The sequence below is a fragment of the Massilia sp. UYP11 genome (assembly GCF_050434805.1).
Classification (GTDB): Bacteria; Pseudomonadota; Gammaproteobacteria; order Burkholderiales; family Burkholderiaceae_D; genus Telluria.
On sequence record NZ_JBNDJE010000040.1, the window covers coordinates 1 to 10,057 of the forward strand.

Annotated in this window: 14 protein-coding genes; 3 read left to right on the top strand and 11 right to left on the bottom strand. The window is 43.5% G+C overall.

Translation table 11 applies throughout. The annotated features are described in order from the left end of the window. Positions 1-136: 136 nt before the first annotated feature. Genes ABIB38_RS23715 through ABIB38_RS23750 form a run of 8 tightly spaced genes read right to left on the bottom strand, consistent with a single transcriptional unit; the run spans position 137 to position 3,663 of the window. Entirely contained in the window at positions 137-508 is a 372-nt protein-coding gene (locus ABIB38_RS23715) for a hypothetical protein (protein ID WP_429207220.1), read from the bottom strand. Positions 509-518: 10 nt separating this feature from the next. Continuing rightward, the gene (locus ABIB38_RS23720) at positions 519-1,034 is read right to left on the bottom strand and encodes a hypothetical protein (RefSeq protein WP_429207222.1); all 516 of its coding nucleotides are present in this window, start codon (positions 1,032-1,034) and stop codon (positions 519-521) included. Next, positions 1,031-1,402 (bottom strand): hypothetical protein, encoded by a 372-nt coding sequence (locus tag ABIB38_RS23725; RefSeq protein WP_429207223.1) that lies wholly within the window; start codon positions 1,400-1,402, stop codon positions 1,031-1,033. The genes ABIB38_RS23720 and ABIB38_RS23725 overlap by 4 nt, the downstream gene beginning before the upstream one ends. A 15-nt stretch (positions 1,403-1,417) precedes the next feature. Beyond that, on the bottom strand, positions 1,418-1,663 hold the full coding sequence (locus tag ABIB38_RS23730) for a hypothetical protein (RefSeq protein ID WP_429207225.1): 246 nt from the start codon (positions 1,661-1,663) through the stop codon (positions 1,418-1,420). Positions 1,664-1,688: 25 nt separating this feature from the next. After that, a complete protein-coding gene (locus ABIB38_RS23735; protein ID WP_429207227.1) occupies positions 1,689-2,270 on the bottom strand; it encodes a hypothetical protein in 582 nt (193 codons plus the stop codon). Positions 2,271-2,272: 2 nt separating this feature from the next. After that, the gene (locus ABIB38_RS23740; RefSeq protein WP_429207229.1) at positions 2,273-2,620 is read right to left on the bottom strand and encodes a hypothetical protein; all 348 of its coding nucleotides are present in this window, start codon (positions 2,618-2,620) and stop codon (positions 2,273-2,275) included. A 13-nt stretch (positions 2,621-2,633) separates the two neighbouring features. Beyond that, positions 2,634-2,843 (bottom strand): hypothetical protein, encoded by a 210-nt coding sequence (locus ABIB38_RS23745; RefSeq protein WP_429207231.1) that lies wholly within the window; start codon positions 2,841-2,843, stop codon positions 2,634-2,636. Positions 2,844-2,862: 19 nt separating this feature from the next. Continuing rightward, positions 2,863-3,663: a DNA-methyltransferase gene (locus ABIB38_RS23750; protein ID WP_429207233.1), complete on the bottom strand. Its 801-nt coding sequence runs from the start codon at positions 3,661-3,663 to the stop codon at positions 2,863-2,865. A 218-nt stretch (positions 3,664-3,881) separates the two neighbouring features. Between ABIB38_RS23750 and ABIB38_RS23755 the strand changes: the two genes are divergently transcribed. Then, a complete protein-coding gene (locus ABIB38_RS23755) occupies positions 3,882-4,565 on the top strand; it encodes a hypothetical protein (protein WP_429207235.1) in 684 nt (227 codons plus the stop codon). Between the two features lie 289 nt (positions 4,566-4,854). On the opposite strand, the gene ABIB38_RS23760 is transcribed toward ABIB38_RS23755, so the two are convergent. Together ABIB38_RS23760 and ABIB38_RS23765 are read right to left on the bottom strand one after the other, a co-directional pair. Continuing rightward, positions 4,855-5,199: a type II toxin-antitoxin system RelE family toxin gene (locus ABIB38_RS23760; protein WP_429207236.1), complete on the bottom strand. Its 345-nt coding sequence runs from the start codon at positions 5,197-5,199 to the stop codon at positions 4,855-4,857. Next, the gene (locus tag ABIB38_RS23765) at positions 5,200-5,502 is read right to left on the bottom strand and encodes a type II toxin-antitoxin system prevent-host-death family antitoxin (protein WP_429207238.1); all 303 of its coding nucleotides are present in this window, start codon (positions 5,500-5,502) and stop codon (positions 5,200-5,202) included. Positions 5,503-5,878: 376 nt separating this feature from the next. Between ABIB38_RS23765 and ABIB38_RS23770 the strand changes: the two genes are divergently transcribed. Together ABIB38_RS23770 and ABIB38_RS23775 are read left to right on the top strand one after the other, a co-directional pair. Further along, entirely contained in the window at positions 5,879-8,665 is a 2,787-nt protein-coding gene (locus ABIB38_RS23770) for a DotA/TraY family protein (RefSeq protein ID WP_429207239.1), read from the top strand. A 102-nt stretch (positions 8,666-8,767) separates the two neighbouring features. Further along, the gene (locus ABIB38_RS23775; protein WP_429207241.1) at positions 8,768-9,019 is read left to right on the top strand and encodes a hypothetical protein; all 252 of its coding nucleotides are present in this window, start codon (positions 8,768-8,770) and stop codon (positions 9,017-9,019) included. 49 nt (positions 9,020-9,068) lie between these two features. On the opposite strand, the gene ABIB38_RS23780 is transcribed toward ABIB38_RS23775, so the two are convergent. Continuing rightward, on the bottom strand, positions 9,069-9,689 hold the full coding sequence (locus tag ABIB38_RS23780; RefSeq protein WP_429207243.1) for a hypothetical protein: 621 nt from the start codon (positions 9,687-9,689) through the stop codon (positions 9,069-9,071). Positions 9,690-10,057 lie beyond the last annotated feature (368 nt).

The following is a 10,057-nucleotide window of genomic DNA, read 5'->3' on the forward strand; positions in this document are numbered from 1 at the left end:
CTGTCGGTAAAACGGGAGGTCTTCATGTAGAGCTTTCTGTATCTTAAGTAGAAAATTCTACTTCTGATCGCGCTCTTTTTGCGGGGGGATTACCCTTTAAGGTTTTGTTTCCTAGAATTTGTTCCATATTTTCTCCTTATTTATCGTAAATTACATTCCAACCCCAACGGTTATGTATTTCGCTCCACTTTGGAACTAAGTTTTTTATTTTGAGCAAATCACGTTGTTCGCAATGAACAGAAAGCATGTGATGGGCATAACGGCAAAATCCAGCCATCGTTGCATTCTCTTGTGCGTGCCATTCCATCTCGTCCTCAAGGTACTTAACATCAGCTAAGTTTAAAACTCGATGCCAAAATAAATTACCGTAAAAAGCGGATTGTTCTCGCATCGCTTCTTTAATCCCATTAATATCATTGACGACAGCCTTGCATACACCCATCATAAAGCGATGATCGACATAAAAATCGGTCGGGTCATATACTTCAATTGTTTTTTCGTCTTTCATATGATTTCCTTTATACGTGATAGCTTGCAGTTGTTCTCATCTCCTTTAAGAATTCGTCCATCTCTCTTGCAGAAAACAAAATGTCTTTGTATTCGTCGCCGTACTCAAAAATGAAGTGTGTTTCGCCATCATAAATTTCTAACTGACAGATATTCGCTTGGGCAAGCTCTGTGTATTCAAGCCTATCCATGAGTTTCTGATAGATATAACAGGCTCCAAGTTTCGCGCTCAATAGTGCCTCTGCCTGTTTGCCATAGAGCTTAAAGCCAGTCGCCTCTACTTCCTTCACTTCTGCATTCCACACCGTAGAGCACTTCATAGCAGCATCCAAAGTCTTGCACCAGGTGGAGGTGTCCTCTGTTTTGGTCAGATTGAAAGTCGGCTCAACATCAAACCCATTTTTATTTGACCAGGTGAACTTGAGTTCAAAATTAGTCATTCGTCCGATTGCGCTCAGAACCTTCAAGTAGTGATAGGTTGAGTCAGAAAAGTAATCCGAAAAGGTCTGTTTGTTCGTGTTCTTCATTGTTGCTCCTCAAGTTGTTTATAAATTATTTTCCATCCCCATGCCTCGTTGGTTGAAAAGTAATGAGGACATACGCTCTTGATATTCAAAATATCCCTTTTGTCGCATAGTTCTAATAGAATGTCTCGCGCAAGTCTCATAAGTTCAATTCCGTCTTCGCAACCTAACCCGTTTTCGCACCGTTCAAGTACCGCGTACTTGAAGTCCACATAACATTTGAAGGTTTCGTATTCATCCTTCATCCTGCCGCTCAATGTATTAAGTTCTAAACATTCTTTAAAATCCTGAATATCTTCAGATACCATTTCGCATGCGTTAGCATAAAATGCGTTCGTTGCCGCTTCTTGCATAAATTTACTGCCTTCCATATTTTCTCCTTGTGGTTAAAAATCTTTCTTCCAGGTGATACCTATTGCAGACTCAGCTTCACCATGTTCATATTCACTGTTTAAAATCTCTTCAAGGAGCTTATTAACTTTCTCCTTGAGTAGTCCCTTCACCTTGTTGGGGTCTTCGCTAGAAACATCCACCCTGATACTCAAGGTGGTGTCAAAGCATTCACTGTATGTCGTTTCCTTATTCATAAAGACTGCCTCCATCGTCATGGTTAGGGTTGTAGCTACTTCCATGTATTCTTTGCATATGTCTTTCCTATTACTTAGTTGGTTGAGAGAGTCGCTGTATTTCTCTAAACGCATATTCTGCAAAAATTGCACGAACTGTGACCGTTGCCCAATCATCTGCTTCCAGGTAGCTGTTAGCGATAACCCCAACTCCGAAGAACAATTCGTTGTTTTTCTTTAGGTACGCCTTCGATTGAATCGCTGCATTTTTCTTAACTTCGCAAAGCTGCTGTTCAGATAGATAAGAAATCTTAATTTCAGTGAAGATATGCTCAAACTCCACCTCCCAATATGATTCGACCATTGAGCAGACGATGTCTGACGGAAGTTTTTTTGCATGTCCTTGAACTATTTCAGAGGCATATATATAAGCGCCTTTGACCACTGTATCTAACCACAATTTACTTTTGGATGGTTCGACAACATCCGTCACAAAATCAGTCAGCTCCATGATTACTGGAATGCACGAAATAGTCTTATCTAGGATTTTTTTGCCAAGTTTGCTGCCAATTTTGTTTTCTCTTGTGTGGGCTTTATGCAGTTCATTAAATCCCATTGCCAATTTTTTTGCAGCGATTTTGTATGCAATATCAGTTAGTGTTGTGTTGTTCATTTTCATGCTCCTTTAGTTAGTGTGATTTGTTCTACAAATTCATGAAAGACTTCTATTGAGCGAATGCTTTGCTCATCAGTGATTTCTTCGTATTCTTCTTCGTCGTCTTCATCTTCATCGTCCTCAATTGGGTTGTTGTCTGCGTCAGTGACATCGCCAATTTCAGGTTGTGCGATTCCGTAAATCATGTCCTCTTCATCGTTACCACATCCAACAAGTTCTTCAGACTTCGCATACACACGGTCCCATGCAATGCTTTTTGCTTCTTCAATATCTGCGCACTCCACGTCAACATAAAAGCAAAAGTTGGTATTCACCTCCACGCGGTATAGTTTGATTTCGTCGTTCATTTCTTCTCCTTAGTTAAATATTGTCTGCTTCTGCATCCTCTTCGGCTCTGCTAACTTCTACTACTTCAGTTCGGTAACATGATTGGTCGCAATCTTCCCAATCGATATCTCCTTCCTTAGCCATTATCCAATCAATCTCTTCAGCTTCAATTTCATCCTTGGCCTCAATAATTACAGTTGCTGTTTGCGGAAGGTAGCCCTCCATATAAAGCTGAAATTTCATAGTTGCCTCCTTGGTTACATTAAGCCGCTTGCTCGTACTGGTCATCGTTCTGTGCAGGTTCATTGGCCTGCGGCTCATAAATCACTTCGTATTTCGCTGTCTCTGCCTGGTGCTTAGCCATCTCATGGAAGGTGGCATTCATTTCAAAGCCAATCGCGTTGCGTCCCATCTTGATAGCGTTCATCAAGGTGGCTCCTGAGCCTGAGAAGGGGTCCAGAATCACGTCACCAGGATTGCTATGATTCTTGATAAGAGGTTCGATCATCCAGGTGTACTTCTCGGTAGGGTGCTTGGTCTTCTTCTTGCCAATTGGCCCTTCATACACTTGAGTCATTTCTGACTGCTCACCGAAGTTGAACGTGTTCGGCTTACCTTTGCTGAACCAAATTGCCTCTTCGATTTTTGACCTATAGTTCACCTTACGCATTGAAGGGACAGGGTTCTTTTTAGAGAAATACACTTTGTTCTTAAAGGTCAGTCCGAATTCCTTCTCAATCATGTAGACGATGTATCCTGTGTATTTGCGGTCCAGGAAGAGAATCATGCTCGCGCCGTCTTTCATGACTCGGTTCATCTCTGCAACAAACGGCTTAAACCAGTTCCAATAATCTTCAACATTTGCCCATGCGTCTTGGAAGTCGTTACCCCATGCTTCGTTGGTTGATACAAACTTCCCGTTTGATTTGGTGAGCTTTGAAGCATCTGCGATACCGTACGGAGGATCGGTCAGTAGAAGATCAACCGAAGCCTCTGGCATATCTTTCATACCGATCAGTGAGTTCATATTCAGCAGGTGGTTTTTATTCATGTTCAGGTTCATGTTCATTCCTTATAAAGTTTAGGTTTCATTTTTCTGCAAACTCATTTATGTGTTTCGTTTGCATGGACTGAACTTTACGCTTCGGGATGATCGTAAAAATTTGAGATAGACGGCATCTCAAATCGATTTGAGTTAGCGAAAATCTCAAATCAACATGAACATTGGTCGCTGATTCAGGGGGTGATAAAATCCTTACCAGGTCATCAATGGAGTCCGCGGTGAAGAAACCGGAAAAGAAGAACGGCAAGCTGGCAGGACTAGCGAAAGCTCGCACAAAGGCGTGGTTTGACCATGTGTACAAGCGGGTAGGGGCGTCCTCCGTGCGTGACCTGTCCGCAAACCTAGAGAGCAAGGGTGTCAAGGCGACATGGCTCAACTACAGCAGTCTCACCGTGGCGCCGAAGGAAAAGACGCTGATGGACGTGGAGAGGGTGCTTAGCGGAAGTAGCTGGGAATTCTTGGACGGTCCTGATGGGATACCGCTCTGGCCGGTCCTCGAGGGCGACAAGACCAGGGCGAAGCTGTTCTTGACTCGGGTGTTCGCTCTCTACGACTTCTACAGTCCGAAGCGGACTCTCATTGAGAAGTGGGAAGCTCTGGCCGACCTACTCATGAAGGAATGTGTAGGCCAGGTGTGGGCCGGCGTTCATCACGAGTTCGCACAACTTGTCCAAGATCCAACTCGCAACGACATGCGGGACGCGATAGGGAAGGTGACACTCAAGCCCAAGTTCCTCATGGCCATCATTGCGCTCGCCGTCCAGAGCTACACCAGCGAAGACAAGGCTTCATGGGACTATGCGAACTATTTCATGTCCGCGATTGATGGCGAGCCTATACGGGTGGTGTGGGGTGAAGCTGTCGCTGACTATCTTACCGAATGGACGAAAGAGCGAAGCTAAAAACAGGAAGTTGACAATCTTGAAAAATCTGCTAGATGTAGATGACTTTTCATTAAAGCGGCTAAGCATTTGAAATGTTATATATGGTATACAAACTAAAAAAGCCCTCATATTGAGGGCTTCTTTCTGTTTTGCTAAGAGGATAGTTGACTTCTTTGTAGAATCTGCTAAATGTAGATGTAATATCTGGCGGCATTTATTTTCTATTCTCTTCAACTTACTTTTCATAGCTTGGTCGCGTATATGAAAAGCCCTCCAAAAAAAAGCCCTCAACTTGAGGGCTTCTTCTTTATGGTAGGTGACGAATAATCCTATCGTAGAGCAAAGTCTGAAAGTCTTGAGCACTACCGTAGACCATGTGAACAGTGACAAGTTGTTTGCTGTCGTCAATGTCATACAGAGCTTTAGTGTGGTTCGCATGAAGCATGATCCGGTAGTTCATGATTCCGAGATCTTCCAGTTCCTGAACTCTGATACCTTTACTGCGGGGATTGTCTTTGAGGCCAGTGAGCTTGGTAGTGATCGTGTCGTATGACTGCCTAGCTTTGTCGGCTCCGAACTTTTCCCTGACATAACGGGTCTGCTGGATGATCTGTGCTTGTGCTGACTTCAGAATTTGAACTTTGTAGGTCATTCAAGTACCTGCTTTCAGTTCAACTTCTTCTTCACCGAAGATAGCCGCCTCCATGTCAAGCATAGCGTCTTCCAGTGAGGATACCTTACCTTCGGCCTTCTCCATCTGGCCTAAGCTCAACAGTTTGATGAGGGCATTTGTCTCTCTGGCGCGGTAGTGCTCTTCAAAGCTCACACACACAAAGGAAGGAACACCGTTCTGTGTGATCACAACGGTACCGGACTCTTCTTGAAGCTCTTTGGCAACATCTGCCGTGTTCGTCTTCAGGTAGGAGATGGGGCGGAAACGCTTAGCAAGTTCCATGATCGGCTCCAGGTTGATTGGTGGTACTAAATTAGGACAGAATTTAGTATATCCCTGTCCTCCTACTGCGTCAACCGAAACATCGCCATGTATGTTGACATATGAATAAATCCTGCTATCTTTAGTATTGGCTGTTTCTTGTTTTGATAGCTAGATTAAAATTCCTTTGTTATAAAAGAAGGCTCCTATCCACATAGGGGCTTTTTTTTTGCTTATAAAAATATATTACACACTCCTTGCCAAACCGTATTTTAGATTTTCCTTTCTTCATCTTTTCCGTTATTTCATGTATAGAAATTTGCATGTGTAGACTTGTGTCTTCATTTTAATTTGATATAACTCATATATATAACAAAAACAATAAGGAGTTTTATCTATGAAGAGTTTTATCTTTCTGCTGATGCTAATGTTAATGCCTCAGCTTGCTATCGCCGTAGGGTTTGAGCCATCTTCCGACGACATATCTATCAAAATTCTAGCTCAAATGTTCGGAAGTCTACTTAGTGATGTAAGCGGTGGGAAAGATGCCTTCGGCTCTGCTATCTCAACCTTCAATAGCGGTGTGCTTATGATAGGTGGGGTTCTAGCTCTATATACAATTCTAGCTGGTACTTTAGGTACAGCGCACGATGGTGAAATGTTAGGCAAGAAGTTCTCTTCTGTATGGCTTCCCATTCGTTACTCAATTGGCACTGCCATAGTTCTTCCAATTCTTCCAGGCGGTTACTGTGTCATGCAAATGTTGGTAATGAGCTTAATAACTCAAGGTGTCGGCATGGCTGATGCAGTTTGGGCTTCATACATGACTAAACCATCTGTCGGTGCAAACACAACTCCCCTAATTACAACCAAGCTTCAGCTTATGAAAGCGGTTGAAGATACTTTTGTGGCAGGAGTTTGTGTGGAAGCACACAAAGCGCAAATGGAAGCAAGCCCTCCAATCTTAGGTTTTGCTCTTAAGTACGATTGGAATGTAGCTCTAGACGGTGACACATATTTCTTTGGTGATCAGAAAGGACTTACTTCTTACTTCAGTAAGAGAGCATGTGGTTGGGTCAAATATCCAAAGAAAATTGAGAATGCGCAGACTGCTCAAGGTGCAACTACAACTAACACAGGATTGTTAGGACCATTAGACAATCTATTCAAAGCTCCTGACGTTTCAGTTCTTAACGATGCTCACAGAATAGCAACTGCAACTATGATCACTTCTGTTCGTGCTGTAGCTGCTGAAGCTGTTGCGAACAAAGAAAAAGTTCCACAAGATGCAAAGAAATATTATGCAAAGCTAGGTTTAATCGCTGACAAATATTTAGCTTCAATTCAGTCCGTTGGAAAGACATTGGCTAGTAAAGACAATGACTCAACCTCTGCTGCAAAGAAATATGGCTGGTTCTTGGCTGGTGCATATCATAACAACATAATTCTCACAAACGGCCAGATCACTTCTGCAATGTCTGCATTTCCTGCGACTTCTGCAAACATATCTACAAATGATGATAACGGTGCTGTTGATGAGGACGTAAAACCATATCTTATCGCTGACCAGGTGTTAGCTGCTCGTGGTGCTGAGTACGGTTCACCAAGCTCAATCAGTGACGTCAATAAGGCTGAGGACGGCAAGAGACATCAAGAAATAGGTACAGGAGGTCGCTTCGCTGCTGCAATTACTGAAGCATTCACAGGTTTGAATATCTATGAGTTGAAAAACGAGACAAGAGGTATTGAAATAACATTAGAAGCAATGGGCACAAAGTTACTTATGGCTTATGGGACATTGACACTTTTAATGACTGCATTCTCTGCTCTTGCTCTTGTTCCAGGGACGGCCGGGGCTATCGGTGCGGCGTTACAAGTCACCACAAGTATGTTGGACTTACCTGTGAAAGCATTGGCAGCAACCGGGTTCGCCTGTGCCTACATTCTTCCTAATCTTCCATTCATTATTTGGCTAGGTTGTATTGGTGGCTGGTTGATCCAGTGCGTGATCGCCATTTGTGTTGCACCTTTATGGGCCGTTATGCATTTACATCCAAACGGTGATGATTTAGTAGGTAAAGGTGCCAACGGTTACATGATGGTTTTAGGCTTATTGCTTCGTCCAACATTCTTAATATTTGGCTTCATCGCAACTATCGTTTTAAGTCAGGTAGTTGGAGAATTCATCAACAAAGTGTTCTTCCAAGTTTTCAGCTTCAGTCAAGTTGACGGCACACTAGGGTTCTTCAAAATCTTAGGTGGGACAATTCTTTATGCAATCATTAGCTTTGCATTCTTAAAGAAGATCTTGAGCCTAATGCACGTAATTCCAGATGAAATCATGCGTTGGATTGGTGGCGGTGTTGACCAGTTAGGTAACTATGCAAAAACTATGGGTGACAGTTCTCACAGTGGAATGACTGCTGCTGCTGCTGGTATTTCTGCTGCAAGAAATAATATTCAAATCGGTGAGCGAAACGGTAAGCAAATTTCCGACACATTAGGAAAGCTATTCGGTAAAGGAAAAGGCGACGATGGCGGTGGCGGCTCTGGTGGTGGTAGTCCAATGCCAGGCGGCGGTAAGGTTGCTGCTATAACAAAGGAAGGTGGCAAAGGCGCTTCACCAGGTAGCGAAGAGAGAAGTGAGTCTAAGGGTTTCCTTGGACTTCAGGCCAATAATCCGGTCAACATTGCTAAGAACAATCTCATGGAGAAGATTGATCAAAGAAGTGAGACAGACGAGGACAAGAAGGCGGCTAAAGAAGGTATAGCCAGTTCATTTAAGAACTTGAGTCCAGCAGAAGCACAATATTTTATGGAAGGCGTAGAGTCTCGTTTTGAGACTGATCCAGGTCAGCCAGCGAAGAAATCCGTGAACTCTGCTTACAACGACACATTGAACAAGAAGTTCGGTAATGGGACAGGTTCAATTGCCGCAATCGTAGGTGGCGGTTATCACACTGAAGGTGCGAAGTCTATGATTGCTGAATATCAGGGTGTTCATTCTAAGTTGAGCCAGAAATTCGGTGCGGATGGTGCAAATCAAAAAATTGAAGAAGGAAACAAGCAAGCATTTAACGCTTACAAGAACGATCCTAATTCCATAAAGCAGGGTGGCAACGTTCAATTAAAGGAATTCATCCAACTTAGATTGAGTGAGTTGTCAGCAAAAGCGGACGAATAAGTGTAATCAGATATCAGAGCCTCGTTATGGGGCTCTTTTTCTCGCTTGACTCTGAAAAAAATCGACGCTATAGTAGGTTGACAATATGACAAGGAGTCTTAAATGAAAGCTGCGCAAATGGAACAAAATTACTGGAAGGGTTGGGATGTAATCGGATCGATCCTCGGTTGGTCCATTGGCACGGCTGTCTTTGCACTCGCTTGCTTTGTCTATTACATGTATTGCACCGATATTTCTTCAGGCCATACGAGGCTGGATTTCGGCATGTACGTGACGCTCATAGGGTGGTCAATCCCAACCATGATTTATTTAGCTTGCTTCTGTGCGAAGATGAGAAGAGTCTTCGGTAAATGAGAAAAGCCCCTTACGGGGCTTTTTTTACGACTGTGAGATTAGAAATTCTTTATTTTCCAAAATTTTGAATCAGTGTCAGACCAAACTGATGCAACTCTATCATTGATGTGCCAAGTGCTTCATGGGCTGATTCTGTGGCTTCATCTTCAGAAATGCCTTGCTGATGCTGAATAAGCTTTGCAATTGTCATAGTCGCATAGATCGGTGCATGTGTCAGCGCTGGTATCAGGTAGAGGTGTGCTTGGTAATTTCTTGCTACATAATTCTTCAACAGATCAGAGTCTTCCTTTGCATCCTGTAGCGAATATTCAGGCGTGAAGATAGTATGCAAGGCAATTTTATAACACTGCGCGACGGCCGTTAATAGTTCCTTGCTTGGTGTCTCCCCACTGAATGCACTCTTCATTACTGGGGTGAACGGACCTTCTTCCATATCAACGAAGACATAACGTACAATTTCCGTTCTAGCTATATTAATGGCTTCCTCATCAATACCCTCCAAAACCAGTGGAGTAGATGCCTGTTGATTACGGGCTTGCTGACTGACTTGGGCGGGTTCGGCTTTTTGTGGTTCCTGAGACGCCAAAAACTTACGGTTGTATTCTTCAACCTTCTTAGCCAGATCGTCAGAGTCAATCGGCTCGTTGGTTTTTTTGCTAAAAATTCCCATATGGTTCCTTAGTTACCCTGCGAAATATTGTAAATCTCATCCTGTGGTCTGTTCTGGTAAGCCTGAATCCACATAGTAGCGGTCATGTTCGCCAGAGCTAGAAGAGGGAAGTCCATACAGAACGACTCGGTGACTAGCAAGGGTTCGTTCATGTGACGCCTAGACTGCACAGTGTAAGTGAACCCATGCCATACGCCAACTTCTTCCTTCGCACCAGGTGGCGGCTCATCCAGGCGAACGAAACCAACACGCATGAGGTCACACTGTAGGCTGTGTCAGCAGCGGTTGTAAACTGATACAGGCAGCGATTGAAAACTGATACACCATTTTGAGAAGATGGCCGCTTTGCGGAGCGGCCTTGAAACCCA

Coding starts and splice junctions, on each gene's coding strand:
- ABIB38_RS23730 (WP_429207225.1), bottom strand. CDS start 1,663: ATGGAAGTAGCTACAACCCTAACCATGACGATGGAGGCAGTCTTTATG.
- ABIB38_RS23760 (WP_429207236.1), bottom strand. CDS start 5,199: ATGACCTACAAAGTTCAAATTCTGAAGTCAGCACAAGCACAGATCATC.
- ABIB38_RS23750 (WP_429207233.1), bottom strand. CDS start 3,663: ATGAACCTGAACATGAATAAAAACCACCTGCTGAATATGAACTCACTG.
- ABIB38_RS23765 (WP_429207238.1), bottom strand. CDS start 5,502: ATGGAACTTGCTAAGCGTTTCCGCCCCATCTCCTACCTGAAGACGAAC.
- ABIB38_RS23735 (WP_429207227.1), bottom strand. CDS start 2,270: ATGAACAACACAACACTAACTGATATTGCATACAAAATCGCTGCAAAA.
- ABIB38_RS23720 (WP_429207222.1), bottom strand. CDS start 1,034: ATGAAGAACACGAACAAACAGACCTTTTCGGATTACTTTTCTGACTCA.
- ABIB38_RS23740 (WP_429207229.1), bottom strand. CDS start 2,620: ATGAACGACGAAATCAAACTATACCGCGTGGAGGTGAATACCAACTTT.
- ABIB38_RS23745 (WP_429207231.1), bottom strand. CDS start 2,843: ATGAAATTTCAGCTTTATATGGAGGGCTACCTTCCGCAAACAGCAACT.
- ABIB38_RS23780 (WP_429207243.1), bottom strand. CDS start 9,689: ATGGGAATTTTTAGCAAAAAAACCAACGAGCCGATTGACTCTGACGAT.
- ABIB38_RS23725 (WP_429207223.1), bottom strand. CDS start 1,402: ATGGAAGGCAGTAAATTTATGCAAGAAGCGGCAACGAACGCATTTTAT.
- ABIB38_RS23715 (WP_429207220.1), bottom strand. CDS start 508: ATGAAAGACGAAAAAACAATTGAAGTATATGACCCGACCGATTTTTAT.
- ABIB38_RS23775 (WP_429207241.1), top strand. CDS start 8,768: ATGAAAGCTGCGCAAATGGAACAAAATTACTGGAAGGGTTGGGATGTA.
- ABIB38_RS23770 (WP_429207239.1), top strand. CDS start 5,879: ATGAAGAGTTTTATCTTTCTGCTGATGCTAATGTTAATGCCTCAGCTT.